Raw genomic sequence first — 17,338 nt, forward strand, 5'->3', positions numbered from 1 at the left:
AAGCGCTCGATGCGCGCGTCCATCGACAGCCCGAACACCGGCACGCCATGCGAGATCGCGAGCACTGCCGCGTGATAGCGTGTCGTCACCACACATGCGGCATGCGCGACCGTGGCGGCCACTTCGTCGAGCGTCTGCGGGCCGCGCGCGACGATCTCGATCGGGAACGGCACACGGGCCGCCAGATCGGCGCAGGCGCCGCGATCGAGTTGCTCCATGCCCACCAGCACCGGCGTGTACCCCTGCTCCCTCAAGCCGACAGCAATCCGCGCGAATCGATCCAGATAGGCGTGATAGGCCTCGGCGCGCGACGCGTCCCAGCAGTGGAAATGCAACGGCCCATAGCGCAGCGGCGATACTTCGCGACGCGCGTCGAGCTCACGCGCTCGCGCCGCGTCGGCATGCACCGGCCACCAGAACGGATTGTTGGGACAGAGCACCGCGCGCCGTGGGCCGTGCGGCCCATCGTGCACTGCAGAGTGTGCCCGATAGGTCCACGCGGTATCGGCGCCCGCTTGCGCGCTCACACCGAGCGACGCGAGCTGCGCGCGCGCCGCGTCGTTGCGGCAAATGACTTCTCCGGCCTGCGCGTGGCGTTCGACAAAGCGCGTGAGCGCTGCGCTCATCGTGCCGCTATCGACACCGTACGCAATCGCCGCCCGCCCGTGCGCATGCGCGAGCGCGATTCCGCCGATCAGCACGCCCGCCAACGAGTCGGAAAACTTCGACGTATAGGTCGAGCCCTCCACGTTCAGCACGAGATCGGCGTCGCGCACGGCGGCGTCGAGCGCATCGGGCAGATACGGCAGCGCGGGCATGAGACGCGGCGTGCCGGCAAGCAGCGGATGATCGAAGCAGTCGCCCAGCGCGAACAGCGTGATACGGGGCTCGCGCGGCGCGAGCAGACGACGCAACTGCGCGATCGTCTCGATCGTGCGCAGATCGGCACCGGTATTGCCCGCGCCGCTGTAGCCGAGCAACAGCACGCGCGGCGTGTCGCGCAATGTGTTGCGCGGCGCGTTTCGATTTTCTCCGGGATCGCTGCGCACGGGCGCACGCCGCGCCGCGTCGATGCGTCGCCGCATGTCGTCGAGAAATACCTCGTCTGGCGCGGGAGCGTCCGCATATCGGTTCAGCGCGGCGAGCGACCGCTGCAATGGGCTGTCGGCAAGGTCCCAATCCATCATGCCGCACCTAACGCTTGAGCAAGTTGCTGCATTTGCAGCGCACCGGAGTACGGATCGACCGCCACTTCGACGATCGTCACGCCGGCGTGATCACGCGCCTCTGCGAGCGCCTCGTCCAGCGTGTCTCGCGTCTCGACACGGCGATGCGCCAGCCCGAACGCCTGCGCCAGTGCGCCGATATTGAGCTGGTAAGGATTGCGGATCGTGCGCCGATAAGCCGGTGCTCGCGAGATCGGCAAGAAGTCGAAGATCGCGCCTCCGCCGTTGTCGAGCACGCATAGGCAGGCCGGCGTACTCACACGTTGCGCGCTCGCCAGCGAGGAGAGATCGTGAATCAACGCCTGATCGCCGAGCAGCAACAGACCCGCATCGCGGCGCGCGAGCGCTTCGCCGATGAACGTCGCCAGCGTGCCGTCGATGCCGCTCACACCGCGGTTCACATAGATAGTCTGGCGCGCGGCACGCACGTCGTAGCCGATATCGGCGTGACGCATCGACATGGAATTGCCGAGATGGACGAAGGCAAAGCCGGGCACAGCCAGCACGCGATGAACCGCCGACACTTCACCCCAGGGGAGCGCCGCAACGCACGCGCGCCGTTCGCGCGCACCGTAGGCGGCAACGCTCGCCCAGCGGTCACGCCAGGAAAAGGCGACGGGCGCGGCAGGCTTCGCCGCTGTGTTGGGACTGGCACTGGTACTGGCAGTCCGACGTAACGGCACGGGCACGGCCTCGCACAACGCCGCAGCCATCTCATCCAGCGTCGCTGGCGAAGCGGCGACCACCACATCGCGCGGATCCAGCGCCGGGTGCAGATAGTCATGCGCGACACGACAAGGCGCGATCTTGATGGTGGGCACGTCGGCATGCTTTTCGAGGTACGCATGCAGCACCGGCATGACCGGCGCGAGGCCGAAGCGCACGATCAGTTCCGCGCGCGCCGACGCGAGCCGCGCCGCGCCGCCGAACACATCGAATGCGTTGACGATCAATGCGCCCGCCGCGCCGTGCGCAGCCGCTTGCGGCGCCAATGCAAACGGCCCCGAGCGCAGCCCGCTGCCCGCATCGGCAAGCACGGGAAAACCACTCGCCGCGGCCAGCGCGAAGATCGCCTCGGGTGGCACGCCCGGTTCCGGGCCGACCACGATCAACCCGTCGAGACCGTCACTGAGCGGTCGGCTGCCGCGCCTCGCAAATACGCGCGCCATGACGCGTTCGACGATCAGCGTGGCAGACCTGTCGGATAAGCGGGAGTCGGCGTACAGAGACGCGCTGCGATCTTGCGAAGCAGTGAGCGCACATGCGCCACCGTCTGCCTCGGTCCGCGCGGCTCGTGCCGCGCGGACCGTCCCGAGCGACACCGGCTGCGTTTCGAGCGCGTCGTAGACACCGGCCAGCGGAACGTTCAGATGCACTGGACCACGCGTTGGCCGCATCGACGATGGATGCGCGTCGGCGCGTGACAGGCTGTCGCTGAGATCGGGCACGCCCTCGAACATGGCGGCCAGCACGGCCGCGATCTCGCCGCGCGCTCGCTCCACGGCTCGTGCGGAGTCCTCGGGATCGGCCAGGTCCGCCTGTGCGCGCACGAACGCGCGGGTCGCACCGAGATGGTCCGCCGTCTGTCCAAAGCCAGCGCCGCGCAGCCCACGCGGCCGGTCGCACGTCAGTACGACAAGCGCCACACCGCAGGCGTCCGCTTCGGTCAAGGCCGGCAAGACACTGGCAACCGCCGAGCCGGACGTCGTGACGATCGCGACCGGTGCGCCGCTCGCTTTCGCGATCCCAAGTGCGACGAACGCGCCGCTGCGCTCGTCCGTACTGATCATCTCGACGGCGATTCGTGGATGCGCGTCGAGGGCAAGACACATCGCGCTCGCGCGGCCACCGGGACACAACACCGCATGACGCACACCGGCCGCGCTCAACATCTCGACGATGAACTCCACCCATACCGTGTTGAGTGATTCACCGCGCGCCGCGGTGGCGGGAACGGCGCTCATCACGCCAACGCTTGCGAAGTGTCCGCCACCGGCGTAATCGCGATCGTGCGCGCCTGCGCAGCGTTCGCCCCTTGCTCCGCCGCAATCAGCCGCTCCATCACGCGTCGTGCGCGAATCGCGCCGGCGTCGATGGGCAGCAGCGCCGGCTGCAGCGCCCAGAAGTCGTTGTCGCCGAGATTCTTCTGCTGCGCTTCGAGCATCGGCAAGTCTTCGCACTCGAACGGCTTCATCAGACCTTCGACGGCATAGCGCACCAGACCGCGCGCCGCGTCGCCCATCTCATTGGGCAGACCGAACGCGAAGAAATAGTGTGTCGTGCACTCGGTTTCCGGCGTCAGCCAATGCGCGGACGGCGCGATCAGCCCCGCTTCGCGCGGCATGCCCGCCGCCGTTACGCCGACCACGATGGAGAGCAATCCGGGAGGCGTCCAGCGCACATCCATCCAGCGATCCACCCGCGTGCCGGGTGGAATCCCGAAGCCTTGCGCGACGAACGGCTGCAGCGCTTCGTCGTAAGTGCTGCGGCGAACCCAGACCGTATCTCCGAGACTGCCCGACTGCACGTCGCCGCGTGCAATTGCCTCGCTGCCGAGCGTATCGGGATGGAGGAACTGGAAGTGGCTCAGATCGAGCAGGTTATCCGCGCTCAGCTGATAGTGGGCGCGCGTATGCAGATAACCGTCGTGCGTGACGTTGGTCGCGGGATCGACGAAAGGAAACGACGGCACCAACGCCGCGTCGGCGCGGGCGGGGTCGCCCGGCCAGAACCAGATGGCGCCGTAACGTTCGATCGACGGGTAGGCACGCACCTTCGCGCCCGCCGGCACGCGGCCGTCGCCGTGCGGATTGTGCACGCACTGCCCGCTCGCGTTAAAGCGCAGACCGTGATACGGACATTCGAGCACGCCGTCGACGATACGGCCTTTCGAGAGCGGCGCGAAGCGATGCGCGCAGCGATCGTCGAGCGCGATAGCACGCTGTCCGGCATCGCGATACAGCACTACCGGCCGCCCGAGCAGCGTGCGCGTGAGCGGCAGGTCGGCGCGAACCTCGTGCGCAAAAGCGGCGACATGCCAGGCGTTTAACAGAAAGGACATGAGACCACTCGCAATGGAATCGGCAGAGGAAAAACACGGCGCGGCGCCGCATTGGGCGGCCGCCTCATGCGAGTGTAATTAGCCCGGTCATCCCACAGATTCAACAAAGCTCAGGCAAATGCGAAGCCGCATTCACAAAATGCGCATTCGAGATGCTCAACAAAGATAAATACGGCTTGCGAACCTGAAAGGTGCTGCGAACCTTGCTTCGCATGCGATTCCCGGCGGCCCGGGTCTCTTTTACCCGTTAAGGCAAACGATAAGGTAATTGATGCCGAATTCGCATTTAGCCATGCATCTCCCGGCTAATAGCCGCGATCTGTCCGGTTATTGACCGGATTGAAACGATGCGAAACAAATTCCGAATCTTTCATGCTGCTTCAGTGCATGTCAGGGCGAAACAATTCGTTACAGCCCTGATATTTTAAGGACCGTAATTTTCGGGACAAGCAACGCGGTTTGGGAAGCAACCTTATGCATCAATCCCCGGAGGGCATGTTGAAATTCGCCGTGATGACTACCAGCAGCAGCCTGTTCAATCTGATTTGCCAATGCTTTCGCGACGATACGATCGAATGCTGCCGCTTCCTCGATGACGTCGCGCTCTCACGGGCGATCTATCGGGAGGACTATCACGCCATTCTTGTGGACGCGGCAACGGGAATCGACGCGACGCGCGCGGTCTTCGCACGGCGAGCCTGCTATGGCGACCGCCGCGCGCCGTTGATCGTGATCGGCGCGTTTGCCGATCGCGACAGCATCGAGCGCGCTTTCGAAGTCGGCGCCGACGACGTCGTGCTCTCACCGATCGACCAGGGAGAACTCGAAGTACGCACCTACCAGGCATTGCGCCGCTTTCAGTCGCCGCCGCCGTTGCAATCCGAAGATCGGGCCGAACTCGGCCCTTACCGGCTGGACCGGCGTACCGGCACGGTGCTGGTGGACGAACGCGAAATCCGCCTGACGGTGCGCGAGTTCGCCATCGCCTGGCTGCTGTTCTCGCGCGCGGGTGAATACGTGAGCCGCCGGCAGATTGCCGGTGCGATCTGGAGCAGTACGGAAGATATCGTCGGACGCACGCTCGAACAGCACATCTACAAACTGCGCAAGAAGCTGGGGCTGAACGGCGCGTCAGGCGTTCAGCTACGCACGATGTATGCACACGGATATCGCGTCGAGTTGTGCGACGGCAAGCAGGATGCCGATGCCATCATGCCGGTGATCAGCGAGGCCGAGCGGGCCGTCGATGCGATCGAGGCGATCACAGAAGTCGTCGATATCGCTCGCGACGAAGGGAACAGACAAGGCATCCGGCAAACCGCGCGCGTTTCCCGAACGCTCGATGTCCACGAAAAAGACAGTGAAGCCGCTCGCAGCGCGCAACCGTGGGCTCAGTATGCCGCCATGTGGCACAGCGGCACCGCGCATATCGTGAACCCGGTTGCGGGCATCGGCACGCGCGGTGCCGAATCGTCGGTAAACGAGGCTTCGTCGGCCTTGACGTCGTTCCCGATTCCCGCCGCGCTGCTGGGCAGCAACGGGCGGCGGCGCTAATGCACGGGCAAAGGGACGCACACCACCGCTGAGGAAAGCGGGTGTGTCAATCGCAAGTGGGGGGCACTTACGACGTCGAACTTGACGCCGCACGTGCCCCCGCGTTCAGCAGCGGCCTTCCGATTACAGATCCAGCACTCGCGGCGACAACAGAAAGACGCGTTCCATATGCGAGCGCTCATCGTTGTTGTAGCGGAACAGTGCGCCGATCAGCGGAATCTTCGATAAGCCCGGCACGCCGGTCACGCCGTTCGAGTTGTTGTCCACGCTATACCCGGCGATCAACAGGCTCTCCCCCTGGCCGACAAAGGCCTGCGTATTGATCTCGCTGCTGGTGATGACCGGAATGTTGTCGACCTGCTGGCCGGTGAGCTGACCGTCTTCGATATGCACTTCGAGCTTGATGCGCATCTGGCCGTCCTCCTGCACGACCATCGGCAGCACACGCAGCGAGACGCCGGTCGACACGCTGTACAGATCCGCCGACGTATAACCGGACACACGCACGAAGAACTTGGTCTTGTTGTCCATCACGGCTTCGACGTTGTCGAGCGTGGCGACCTTCGGCGACGCATCGATCTTTGCCTTCGAGGTGGTCTGCAACGCGTTGACGCGCGCCATCAGATAACGCCCCGCATCGCCGAGCACGGCGGTAATCGAGGCGCCGACCGGTGTCGCTGAGACCACCGTGGTGCCGTCGGCGAGTGTCGTGGTGCCGAAGTTCGGGTTGATCGAGCCGTTCGCGTAGCTGTTCTGCTGATACGTTCCGGTACCGGTCTGGAAATCGAGATGACTGTTATGCGCGCGCCAGTCCACGCCGATTTGCGCGAGCACGTCGTCGTCGATTTCTATGATGTGCGCTTCGATCTCGATCAGCTTGGGCCGCGTGTCGAGTTGATCGATCAGCGAAGCGTACTGGTCGATGCGCTGCGGCGTATCGCGGATCAGCACCGAGTTGGTGGTCGGATCGGGCTGCATGATCGGCAAGGTCAGATCGCCGCCGCTCGGCGGGCTCGTCTGCGAAGCGCCAGGCGCATTCGCGTAGCCGACATTGCCGGTGCTGCCGTAGTTGGACGGCTGCGCATTACCGACCAGCCCGCCGAGCGCCCCACCCTGGCCGTCGGCCATATTGGGCGGCAACGGCGGGTTCAGCTGGCCGCCGCCGCTATTGCCTCCGCCCACGTCGTTCATGGCCGGCACGCGCTGCATGTTCGGCGCTACCGAGGTCTGCGACTGACCGCCGCCCTTCTCCTGCCTGGCGTGATACATGTTCGACAGCACGGTGGCCACACCCGGCACGGTGATCGTGTTGCCGTCGATCTGCACCTTGTGATCGGCGGCCCATGCGTGCTTGAGCTTGAACACGCGAATCACCGAGCCGCTGCGGCGGCTCGCATTGTCGTCGAGGCGTTTTGCGATCTCGCTCACCATCTGCACATACTGCGGCGGACCGTTGACGATCGCCGTGCCCGCGCTCTCGTCGTAGACGACCGGGAAGCGCGCGTCGTCGACACTCATGGTATGCAACGCTGCTCGTAGATCGGAAGCGGATGCGTGATCGAGCTTGATCACCTGGTGGGTGACGTCGTTGGCGCTGCTGATCGACAGCACGCTGCCGTCATAGAACCAGACGAAACCGAACGTCGACGCCAGCGTGTCGAGAAAGCGCTGCGGCGACATGTCGAAGCGACCCGTCACCGCGCCCTGAACATTGCCCGCGATCGACGCGGCCACGCCCTGGCTCGCGGTGAAATCGCGCAGCACGTCTTTGAGATCCTTGCCTTCGACGGCGATATGCACCGTCGTACCGCGCCACCGCACGGGCGCCGCACTGGCGGGTTGCAGCGTGCTCAACGTGAGGGACGCCGCGAGCCACGCGGCGCAGAACAGCGTCTTCGATTTCATGGAGTCGACTGTGTGAGGGTGATGGAAAAAGCCGCGAGCGCCGCAGCGCAACCGGAGCAGCAACCCGAGCAGCAACCGGAGCAGCAACCGGAGCAGCAACCCGAGCAGCAACCCGAGCCGCAAGCGCGGCGGCGCTATCGCTCGAGCGTCTCGGACGGCGCTTCATGAAACTGCTTGCGATAACCGTTGACGAGCGTCGAGCGGTTTTGCACGCCCCATTTACTCGCGGCGCCCAACACGCCGCGATCGCTCGAATACGACCGGTCGGTGAGTTCCGCGCGAATCCGCTCCATGCGTTGACGCCGGATCAGTTCGGTCGGCGACAGGCCGAGGAAATTCTTGAACGCGCTTTGCAACGCGCGCTCGGTCACGCCGATCTCGGCCGCTACTTCCCGAACCGACAGATCACGCCGGTCGAGGTTGTCGAGCACGTAGCTGTACGCGCGGCGATACTTGGCCGGCAGACGCGCGCCGACATCGTCGAGCTGGGGCGAGGCCTTCGCGCCGCGCTGCAGGAACGGCGCGCGCGTTTGCGAATCTTCGCGCAGGCATTGCATGGCCACGAGCGCATAGCGGCTATAGAGTTGCAGCGACTCCTGCGCGCGGCCTTCGGCCTGGCGCGTTTTGGCGCTGCAGTAGAGATATTCGAGCTGACGGTGGCCGGTGGTGCCGTTGCGGCCGATCTGATGCAGCGGTTCGAGAATCGAGCAGGCCAGATGAGGCGCCGCGCCCGCCAGCGTCGCCAGCGCGATTTCAAGGCGCAGCGTGCGCTGATAGTCGCCGATTCCCTGCTCGCGCGACCAGTGCAGATGCTGCTGCAATGCGCCGATCGCGTCACGATCCGCGCAGGCGGCCAGACGCAGTTGCTGCAGGTAGTCGATGCGCGCGCGCAGCAGCGGCGAGCGCACGCCGAACACCGCGCGCGCGAGACTGTCCACGCTTGCATCGGCGCCCCGGCCCGGCCGCGGCACGCGTTCGCTCGACAGGCCCGATTGCCAGTAGACATGATCGCGCAACGCCGTCGCGTTGCGCACTTCCATCTGCACGGCGAGGTCGAAGCGCAGCGTGCCGAGCAACGCGTGCCAATGACCCGCTGCATCGTCGAGATCGCGCTCCACCCGTTCGACGAGATCGTCGATGGCGTCGGCGGCTTCACTCGTGCGTCCCAGTTCGTAGAGCACGCAGACAATGCCGAAGTGCGCTTCCACGGCGCGCGCCGGTTCGATGCCGGGCTCATCGGCCACACGTGAAAAGCACGCCAGCGCAGTGCCGAGACGATGCCGGAAAAACGCCTGCCAGGCGGCGTTGCGGCACGACGCGGTACGAATGGCATGCTTGGACGAGCGACTCAGCTTTTGCGAACGACGGTAGTTCTCCTCGGCCTCGACTTCGATGCCGAGCATCAGTTGCATGTCGGCGTGCAGTTGCAGCGCATGCGGGGCGAATTCGGCGTGACCCGCTTCGTCGGCCCAGCGACTCGCGAGCTGACTCGCGGCGTTCAGCTTGCCGTCGAGCAACGTCTCGAGAAAACGGCTGGACAATGCCGGGTGAGCAGACGGTGCGGGCGTCGCGAGCGCGGATACCACGGGGAAGTAAAGCATCGAGAACATGGACGACTCCTCTGAGTGCGGGAACGCGTCGCAGGCGACATGCGCGATGCGTCGAGTGGAGTCAATGTAGCGAGCCGCCTGAAGCGAAGTTTCAATTAATCTGATATTTGCGGCGCATTTGAGAAGGTTTGAGTTTTGCATCGATGCGGCCGCGCAGCCGCGTTTCGCCACGCATTCTCAACGCAAGCTCAAGGCTTGCCTGACGGCGTCGCAAGGTTCGGCGTGCTCGATGCATTCGGTGCGTTCGATGCGTTCGGTGTCGCCGAAGCGGCCGGCGTTTTCGTCATTTCGTTCAGTACGCGAAACTGCGCTTCGAGACCGCGCAAGGTCACCTGATCGCGCACCTGGTCGACAAAGATGCCGACGAATAGCGCCAGCATCAACACCGTCACCGCGCCCTTGACCGGCTGACTGAGTGTCATCAGATCGAGCTTCGAGGCGGACTTCGCGGCAAAGCCGAAGGCGAAATCGACCAGCAGCAGAATGAACATCATCGGCGCGGCGAGCTTGGCAATGGTTTGCATCAGCGTGTCGGTCTGCGTGAGCACGAACGATTCGAGTATGTTCGACACATTCGGCCCCGCCGACACGATCGGCCACCAGTGATACGACTCGTACAGCGTGCCGAGCAGGAAGGTCATGCCGCCGAGCGCCCAGAACGCAACGGAGGCGATCTGTCCGAGCAGCGTGGCGGTCGGCGTCGATTGCTCCTGACGGGTGGGATTGGTGATCTGCACGTTGTTATAGCCGGTCAGGTCGTCGATATAGGTGCCCGCGCCCTCCGCGACCCAGAACACGACCGAGGCCGCAAAGCCGATCACGAGTCCGATCAGCGCTTCACGCAACCCCACTTCCAGCAGCATGACGCCGTGCAGCGATTGCATGAACGCGACGGGCTGACCGTAGGCCACATAGGCGCTGAACAGCACCACCACGGCATTGCGCACCACGCCTTGCAGCAAACCGTCCGCGGTCGGCGGGAAGACGAACATCACGATGAACAGGCGCAGCGAGCACACGCCAATCAACGTGATGTAGCCGACGAGCAGCGTGCCGAGTTGCGGCAGCGCGGAAAAGATGTCGTTCATGGGTGCGCTCCGCGCGCCTGAAAACGTCGCGCCAGCGCGGTTTCTTCAGCCTCCTCGTCGCTCGCGTCGCTGGCGGCATTGTCCTGAACGCGGCGAATGTCGCGAATCCGCTCGCCGCATAAATCGATGCGGCCTTGATTCAGCGCGATGTCGCGTTGCGTCTGCGCGATCGCGGCGCTATTGCTCTTTACCGCGGCTTCGGCCTGCGCGAGTTCCGTTTCGAGTAGGCGCAACCGGTCGCTCACCACGCCGATATACAAACGGCAGTTGTTCAGATCGTCGAGCGAGAACGGCTCGCTGCCCGTCATCATGCCGTCCATGCGATGCTGGTAGAACTGCAGCACGCCGGCCTCGTGCGCGTGTCGCTCGGCCTTGGCATCACGCGCGGCTTCGAGTTGAAGTTGCACATTGCGCTGCGCCGCGAGCGTCGCGCGCAAGGTTTCGTCCAGACGCCGGCGCCGCGTGCACGATCGCTCGAGCGCGACGATGCGCCGCTGCTGCATGCCCATCGATCCTGCGGCCATCAGCCGAGCCCGCTCAATTCGTACAGCAGCGCTTCGGTATCGCCCGGCGTGGCGTAGTCGCCGGTGCGCTGCGACAGAAACGCCCTGATCGCATCGGCCTTGCCGATGGCTTCGTCGGCGAGCGGATTGGAGCCGGGCTGATACTCGCCGATCTGCAACAGCATCTCCACCTCGCGATGCTTCGCCATCAGTTCGCGAATCCGTGCCGCAGCCTGCACGTAGGCGTCCGGCACGACCTGCGGCATGACGCGCGACAAACTGCCGAGCACGTCGATCGCGGGGTACTGGTTCTTCGCCGCGATCTCGCGCGACAGAATCATGTGGCCGTCGAGAATGCCGCGCACTTCTTCGGCGATCGGGTCGCTGCCGCTGTCGTCTTCGGCGAGCACCGTGTAGAGCGCGGTGATCGAGCCGGTCTCGCCCATCCCCGCGCGTTCCAGCAAGCGCGGCAATTCGGCGAAGATGGACGGCGGGAAGCCGCGTCTTGCGGGCGGCTCGCCGGCCGCAAGACCGATCTCGCGGCCGGCGCGCGCGAAGCGCGTCAGCGAATCCATCATCAGCAGCACGCGCTGACCGCGGTCACGAAAGTACTCGGCAATCGCGGTCGCGACGTAGGCCGCCTTGGCGCGCTCCATCGACGAACGATCCGAGGTCGCGCATACCACGACCGAGCGCGCCATGCCCTCGGGTCCGAGAATCAGCTCGACGAACTCGCGCACTTCGCGACCGCGCTCGCCGATCAGCGCGATCACGTTGACGTCGCACGAAGCGCCGCGCGCGAACATGCCGAGCAAGGTGCTCTTGCCGACGCCGGCCGGCGCGAAAATGCCCATACGCTGGCCCTCGGCGAGCGTCATCATCGCGTCGACGGCGCGCACGCCGGTCGGCAACGGCGCCTCGATCATGCGGCGGCTCATCGGATCGGGGGGCGCCGCGAAAATCGGCCGCAGCGTGTCGGAATGAATCGGCGGGCCGCCATCCACGGGTTCGCCGAGACTGTCGATCACGCGGCCGAGCAACATGTCGCCGACTTTCACGGCGAGCGAGCGGCCGAGACCGATTACCTGAGTCGAGCGCGAAATGTTTTCGAGGCGCGAGAACGGCGAGAGCAGCGCGACCTCGCGTGTGAAGCCGATCACCTCGGCATGCTGAAGCAACGTGCCGTTCGGCGCGCGCAATTCGCACAACTCGCCGAGCGACAGATCGAGACCGGCCACCTTGATCAGCGTGCCGATCACTTCCAGTACTTTACCGGTGCGCGTCACGCCCGGAACAGCAAGAATCTCGCGTTCGATCTCGTCGGTAAGCCGGTCGAAATCGATCGTCCGGGTGAACCACGGCGTGCTCATGCCGCTTCCCCGTCAGCGCGACTGTCGTAGTCGTCGGCGTCGTTATCCGCATCGCCGCGCGCCCGCTCTTCGCCCTGCGCATCGGCTTCTTCGACCGAGCGTTTCAGCGCACGTGACACGGCGCTGCGCATGGCGCGCAATTGCGTATCGAGGCTCGCGTCGACGGTGCCGAAGTCGGACTCGCACACGCAACTGCCGGGCTCGAGCCGCTTGTCCGCCATCACCGAAAGCGGTATGGGCTGACCGAGATCGCGCCAGCGCGAGGCAAGCCGGTCGAAGGTGGCCTTGGCCTCGGCATAGTCGTCGGGGTGGACCGCGACACGCAGGTAGGTCGCGCCTTCCACGATGCGGTCGACGGTGGCGAGCGCGCGCTCGAACAATGCCTCGTGCCGCTCCACGCGCACGATCTGCTCGACCGCCGACGCGACGATCTGCGCCAGCCGCTCGCGCATGCGGATCTGCAACTGGCTCTGCGCGTCCGCGACGTCGGCGAGACGCTGCATCCAGTCGGCGAGCGCGCGGTCGCAGCCGTCGCGATAGCCCTGCTCGCTGGCGGTGTCGTATTCGCGTTGCGCCTGTTCGGCGATGGCTGCGGCCCGCGCATGCCCCGCGTCGACGATGCTCGCCGCCTCCTCGCGCGCGCTCGCAAGCAGCGCATCGCGATCGGCGGCGAGCGCCGCATACGCCGCATCGATCGAGACCAGTTCGCCGAAGGTCGCGCGGGGAATTACATCGGCGGCCGCGCCGACCCGGGCTGACGAACCACAGACGTCGATATCGCCCAAGGCGGAGCGCGCGTGCTTCAACCAAATAGCCATGCAAACTCCGGTAGCAGATCGGATAGACGCGCGAATAACCTGGCGGAACCGGGCGCGTCGAGCTCGTCGGGCACGCACGCGAGCCATGCCGGCGTGAGCAGCGCGCGCGGCAACGCGAGCCTCAGCAAGGGAAACGCCACACGCATGCTGTCGTTCGCACTGCCTGCACCGTTTGCTGCGTTGACCCGGCCCAGGTCACGCAGGAGCAACGCACAGCCTTCCGCCGCCAGCGTGCCGGCATCAAGTGCTGTCAACGGCGGCATCGCCGCCCGCGCGGCCAATCGTGCGATATCGGGCGCATCGGCGAGATGGGCGTCCTGAGTGAGGCGGTCGATGCCCACACCCGTCCATTCCGAGAGTTGCGATCGCGTGCGCTTGTCGATCAAACGGCGCACCTCGGCGCGCCGGAACGACAATGCGCGCATGCGCAGAACCTGGAGCGAGCGACCGGCCGGCAGCACGTCGAGCAGCACCGCATTGGGCTGAGCCGTGCCCGCAGGCGAGGGCTTCAGCGCGGCATGGGTCAGCGAGGCGAACGCAGGCGGCCTGACGCCGGCGGCATCGGCAAGGGCATGGGAACAGGCTTCGACGGCGGCTGCGCCGGCACGCTCGAGCGCGCCCTGCCAGTGTTGCAACTGCACCGCATTGGCGCCGAGCAAGGCGGCGCTCCAGGACGGATCGGCCCAGCGCGCCACGCTCGCAAGGTTGCGGCGATAGCAGTCGAGCGCCGCGGCCACCCGCATGAAAGGCAAATCGGTCGGGGCGTTCATCGCAGCCGCTTCGCCGGATCAGTTCGCGGGGCGCAGACGGCGCAAACGCGCGAGCAATCCAGCCATGCGGCCGCTCGCGGACTCGCCCGTTGCAGTGCCGTCCATTGCACCGCCCGACTTGCCGCCCGGCCGCCCCGCCAGTACGCCACGGCGCGCGAGCACCAGCAGCGCGGTCGCGACGAGCACGACCACGCCGGCCAACACACCCATCAGCCACGCCGGCATGCCATTGCTCTGCGGCAACTGCGAGTATTCGACCGGGTCCGCCGCGACCGCCGTCACGCTGACCTGATCGTAGGTGAGCCCTTCCACGCTATGCATGACGAGCGTCTTGATCTGCGGCACCAGCGCGCCAATGTCCGAGTCACGCCGATATTTGATGAACACCGCCGCCGACGAAGGCTTGATGGTCTGCGCCAGCGGGTCGTTGTTCGGCAACACGATCTGCACGCGTGCGACCAGCACGCCGTCGATCTTCGACAAGGTCGACGACAACTCCTGCGAGGTGCCGTAGATAAAGCGCACGCGCTCCTCGGTCGGCGTCGACACCAGACCGTCTTTCTTGAACAGCGCGCCGAGGTCGTCGAACTTGTTGTGCGGCAGACCGCGCGCGCGCAGCACTTCCATCGCACGCACCATCTGCGCGTCGTCGACGTCGAGCGACCAGGTCTTGCCCGCATCCGACGTATCTTTCGACGCATCCACGCCGCGCTCCAGCAGCGCGACCACCATCTCGTTGACGTCCTGCTCGGACAGGTTGCCGTACAGCTCTTTCTTGCAGCCGCTCAGCAGCACGCACAACGCGAGCACGCAGACGAACGGTGTGGCGCGGCGGCGAATCGGCAGGCGGTCGAACATGGTGGCGGCGTCTCGCATCGAGTGCTCAGGGTTCGCGCAGGCGCTGCGCCACCGGCGGGGTGGCGTGCGCAGGTGAGCTACTGGTTCTTCATCAGCGTTTCGATCGCCGACTTCGACGAATCCACCACGCCCATCTTCGCTTCCAGGTCGAGTTGCGTGCTGGCGAGTTCGAGCGTCATGCGGATCGTGCCCGCGCTCATCTCGTTCATGGTCATGGTCGGCGCCTCCTGGGCGAGTTGCAGCGCATCGTTGACGGTGTGCTGCAACTCGGCGTCCTGCGACGCCACCAGCTTCGAGGCGACCGCGGTGCCGTCCTGCTGCGGCGTGGCGGGCGCGCTCATCGGCGCCTTCTGCATCAGCGACTGGAACCTGTCGGCCAGCTCGGGCGTGGTCTGCGCGGCCGGCGCGGCGCCCGCGCCTTGCGACATCTGCTCGAGCGAGGCCTGCAAGGCGGTCGTGGTGGCATTGACAGTCATGTGCGGCTCCGGAAACAGGTGGAAAAACCAGTCGCGGCCTGGCGGCGAAAATCAGGCGCGCAGGAAGGACTGGTGCGCGTAATCGGCAGTGACCGGCGCGGGCGAGACCGGCGCGGACTGAGCGGCCGGCTGGATTTCGGACTCGACATGCCCGGCCGTTTGCGCGTCGAACTCCGCCAGCGCCTCCACGGATTTCGGCGTGACGAACTGGCCGCCGGCGCGCTTCACCTTCATTGCGTTGAGCAGGTCTTCGCGCGCTTCGAGCGCGCGAACCAGCGATTGCGTGTCGCGTGTCGGATTGTTTTCCATGGCTTCGCTCGCGCATTGCTTCCAGTCGGGGTCGCCCTTTGCGGAGAGACAGAACGCGAGCAGCGCCTTGGCGTAGCCGAAGCGCGGCGCGTTCTCGCCGACCTGGCGCAGCACGTGGATAGCGTCGTCCCAGTGGCCGCGCACCATATGCAAAATGCCGTCGAGCGTGTCGATCTCGGCAACCCGCGGACGCAACACACGCAGCGCATCGAGCACGAGTTCGATGTCGTACGGGTCGGCCGACACCTTCGGGAAATTGCTGAGCAACGCGGTCGACACGGTTTCGATCAGGCCGCCGACGATATCGGGGCTGCAGTTCAGATATTCCGGCGTGCTGACGGTCATGGCGAGGGGCTCCTGACAGAAGCGTTGAGGTCGACCGGGCCGTTTGCAGCCGGTCGGAAGGGATGACGCAAACATAGCAACCGGCACGCGGCGGCAAGCCGCCGGATGCGAAGTGAGCGCATGCGATGCGAAGCCGGACGCCCGCTTCGTAATGCGCGCGCCCGCTTCGCTTCGACGGGCTCGCGCGAAGACAGCGGGCGCTATCGTCAGGCGGAATAAGCGGCGCCTGCCTCGCGCTCGATGCGTGAACCCGCCGCCTGCCCCGCCCGCCCACGCCCTTCTTCCCATTGCGCCCGAGCCGACATGAGCGACGAAAAGACCGAACAGCCAACCCAGAAAAAGCTGCGGGACGCGCGTAAGGACGGTCAGGTGTCCCGCAGCAGCGACTTGACCGATTCGATCTCGATGTCGGCGGTCGTGTTGTTGCTGATGGCCGGCGCGAGCCACTTCAGCGATGCGATGCGCGAAGCGGTGCTGATCGCCACGGGCTTCGTGAACGGCGATCATTCTCTGACCAATCTGCAGACGCAGTTCTACAGGATCGGCGGCCTCGCGCTGTCGGCGATCGTGCCGTGCATCTGCATTGCGGCGCTCGCCGCGATCGCCGGTTCGATCGGCCAGGTCGGCATGCAGATCGCCACCAAACCGATCACGCCCGATCCGAAGGCCGTCAGCCCGATGGCGGGCCTCAAGCGGATTTTCTCGGTTCGCACGCTGATCGAGTGCGCGAAGATGATCGTCAAGGCGGTGATCGTGTTCTGCGTGATGTGGCAAACCATCAAGTGGCTTTTTCCACTGATCGTCGGCTCGCTGTATCAGCCCCTGCCGGAACTCGCGCGCATGTTCTGGGACCTGCTGATCAAGCTCTTCATGGTTGCCGCGGCCGTATTCGTGCTGGTCGGCGCCGCCGACGTCAAGCTGCAAAGCTTCATGTTCCTCAAGAAGATGAAGATGTCGAAAGACGAGGTCAAACGCGAGCACAAGAATCAGGAAGGCGATCCGCGCATCAAGGGCGAACGGCGGCGCCTCGCGCGCGAAATGCTGAATGCGCCGCCGCAATCGAAAGTCGGCATGGCCAACATGATGGTGGTCAATCCCACTCACTATTCGGTGGCCGTGCGCTACGCGCCCGACGAACATCCGCTGCCGCGCGTGATCGCCAAAGGCATGGACGAGCACGCCGCCGAGTTGCGCCGTGCGGCTCGCGACGCGGGCGTGCCGATCATCGGCAATCCGCCTGTTGCGCGGGCGCTGTACAAGGTCGGCGTCGATCAGCCGATTCCCGAAGAATTGTTCGAGACGGTCGCGGCGATTCTGCGCTGGGTCGATGCGATCGGCGCGCGCCGCGCGTCGGGCGAGCCGGCCGTTGACGCCGCAGCGCCTGCCGATCCCTCCGCAACGCACCTGCCCGGTCCGCCGCCCGCCCTCCACTGACGAGACCCACC

The 17,338-nt window shown here is 65.5% G+C and carries 16 protein-coding genes; 3 read left to right on the plus strand and 13 right to left on the minus strand.

The window, feature by feature from the left end:
* From P0D71_RS33195 to P0D71_RS33205, 3 genes are all read right to left on the minus strand, one after another.
* The coding region (locus tag P0D71_RS33195) for a polysaccharide pyruvyl transferase family protein (protein WP_408483633.1) at window positions 1-1,187 on the minus strand (1,187 nt) is incomplete at its 3' end.
* Window positions 1,184-3,190 carry a thiamine pyrophosphate-binding protein gene (locus tag P0D71_RS33200; protein ID WP_408483634.1) on the minus strand — a complete coding sequence of 669 codons (2,007 nt, stop codon included), beginning with the start codon at window positions 3,188-3,190 and terminating at the stop codon, window positions 1,184-1,186. The genes P0D71_RS33195 and P0D71_RS33200, both read right to left, overlap by 4 nt.
* Window positions 3,190-4,287 carry an aromatic ring-hydroxylating dioxygenase subunit alpha gene (locus tag P0D71_RS33205; protein ID WP_408483635.1) on the minus strand — a complete coding sequence of 366 codons (1,098 nt, stop codon included), beginning with the start codon at window positions 4,285-4,287 and terminating at the stop codon, window positions 3,190-3,192. Before P0D71_RS33205 ends, P0D71_RS33200 begins: the two co-directional genes overlap by 1 nt.
* Before the next feature lie 495 nt (window positions 4,288-4,782).
* On the opposite strand from P0D71_RS33205, the gene P0D71_RS33210 reads away from it, so the two are divergent.
* Complete coding sequence (locus P0D71_RS33210) at window positions 4,783-5,841, plus strand: response regulator transcription factor (protein ID WP_408483636.1); 1,059 nt, start codon at window positions 4,783-4,785, stop codon at window positions 5,839-5,841.
* Window positions 5,842-5,964: 123 nt separating this feature from the next.
* On the opposite strand, the gene sctC is transcribed toward P0D71_RS33210, so the two are convergent.
* Window positions 5,965-7,746: a type III secretion system outer membrane ring subunit SctC gene (gene sctC / locus P0D71_RS33215; RefSeq protein WP_091792711.1), complete on the minus strand. Its 1,782-nt coding sequence runs from the start codon at window positions 7,744-7,746 to the stop codon at window positions 5,965-5,967.
* Window positions 7,747-7,758: 12 nt separating this feature from the next.
* Between sctC and P0D71_RS33220 the strand changes: the two genes are divergently transcribed.
* The gene (locus tag P0D71_RS33220) at window positions 7,759-7,914 is read left to right on the plus strand and encodes a hypothetical protein (RefSeq protein ID WP_408483637.1); all 156 of its coding nucleotides are present in this window, start codon (window positions 7,759-7,761) and stop codon (window positions 7,912-7,914) included.
* Here P0D71_RS33220 and P0D71_RS33225 read toward each other — a convergent pair.
* The 9 genes from P0D71_RS33225 to P0D71_RS33265 all read right to left on the minus strand — a co-directional run bounded on the left by P0D71_RS33225 (window position 7,881) and on the right by P0D71_RS33265 (window position 15,893).
* Window positions 7,881-9,356, minus strand: coding sequence for a helix-turn-helix transcriptional regulator (locus P0D71_RS33225; protein ID WP_408185811.1), 1,476 nt, complete (start codon window positions 9,354-9,356; stop codon window positions 7,881-7,883). The genes P0D71_RS33220 and P0D71_RS33225 overlap by 34 nt on opposite strands.
* 188 nt (window positions 9,357-9,544) lie before the next feature.
* The gene (gene sctT / locus P0D71_RS33230; RefSeq protein WP_408483638.1) at window positions 9,545-10,444 is read right to left on the minus strand and encodes a type III secretion system export apparatus subunit SctT; all 900 of its coding nucleotides are present in this window, start codon (window positions 10,442-10,444) and stop codon (window positions 9,545-9,547) included.
* Window positions 10,441-10,968, minus strand: a complete 528-nt coding sequence (locus P0D71_RS33235; RefSeq protein ID WP_091792708.1) for a hypothetical protein — start codon at window positions 10,966-10,968, stop codon at window positions 10,441-10,443. The genes sctT and P0D71_RS33235 overlap by 4 nt, the downstream gene beginning before the upstream one ends.
* Window positions 10,968-12,317 carry a type III secretion system ATPase SctN gene (gene sctN, locus P0D71_RS33240; RefSeq protein ID WP_408483639.1) on the minus strand — a complete coding sequence of 450 codons (1,350 nt, stop codon included), beginning with the start codon at window positions 12,315-12,317 and terminating at the stop codon, window positions 10,968-10,970. Before sctN ends, P0D71_RS33235 begins: the two co-directional genes overlap by 1 nt.
* Complete coding sequence (sctL, locus tag P0D71_RS33245) at window positions 12,314-13,135, minus strand: type III secretion system stator protein SctL (protein WP_408185808.1); 822 nt, start codon at window positions 13,133-13,135, stop codon at window positions 12,314-12,316. Before sctL ends, sctN begins: the two co-directional genes overlap by 4 nt.
* Window positions 13,120-13,905 (minus strand): type III secretion protein HrpB4, encoded by a 786-nt coding sequence (locus tag P0D71_RS33250; RefSeq protein WP_091792705.1) that lies wholly within the window; start codon window positions 13,903-13,905, stop codon window positions 13,120-13,122. The genes sctL and P0D71_RS33250 overlap by 16 nt, the downstream gene beginning before the upstream one ends.
* An 18-nt stretch (window positions 13,906-13,923) precedes the next feature.
* On the minus strand, window positions 13,924-14,763 hold the full coding sequence (sctJ, locus tag P0D71_RS33255; RefSeq protein WP_408483652.1) for a type III secretion system inner membrane ring lipoprotein SctJ: 840 nt from the start codon (window positions 14,761-14,763) through the stop codon (window positions 13,924-13,926).
* 77 nt (window positions 14,764-14,840) lie between these two features.
* Window positions 14,841-15,239: a type III secretion protein HrpB2 gene (locus tag P0D71_RS33260; RefSeq protein ID WP_408483640.1), complete on the minus strand. Its 399-nt coding sequence runs from the start codon at window positions 15,237-15,239 to the stop codon at window positions 14,841-14,843.
* 51 nt (window positions 15,240-15,290) lie between these two features.
* Window positions 15,291-15,893, minus strand: coding sequence for an HrpB1 family type III secretion system apparatus protein (locus tag P0D71_RS33265; RefSeq protein WP_408483641.1), 603 nt, complete (start codon window positions 15,891-15,893; stop codon window positions 15,291-15,293).
* A gap of 303 nt (window positions 15,894-16,196) precedes the next feature.
* Here P0D71_RS33265 and sctU point away from each other — a divergent pair, with 303 nt between their 5' ends.
* Window positions 16,197-17,327, plus strand: a complete 1,131-nt coding sequence (gene sctU / locus P0D71_RS33270) for a type III secretion system export apparatus subunit SctU (protein WP_408483642.1) — start codon at window positions 16,197-16,199, stop codon at window positions 17,325-17,327.
* Window positions 17,328-17,338: the final 11 nt, after the last annotated feature.

The sequence above is a fragment of the Paraburkholderia sp. RL17-383-BIF-A genome (assembly GCF_046028015.1).
GTDB lineage: Bacteria > Pseudomonadota > Gammaproteobacteria > Burkholderiales > Burkholderiaceae > Paraburkholderia.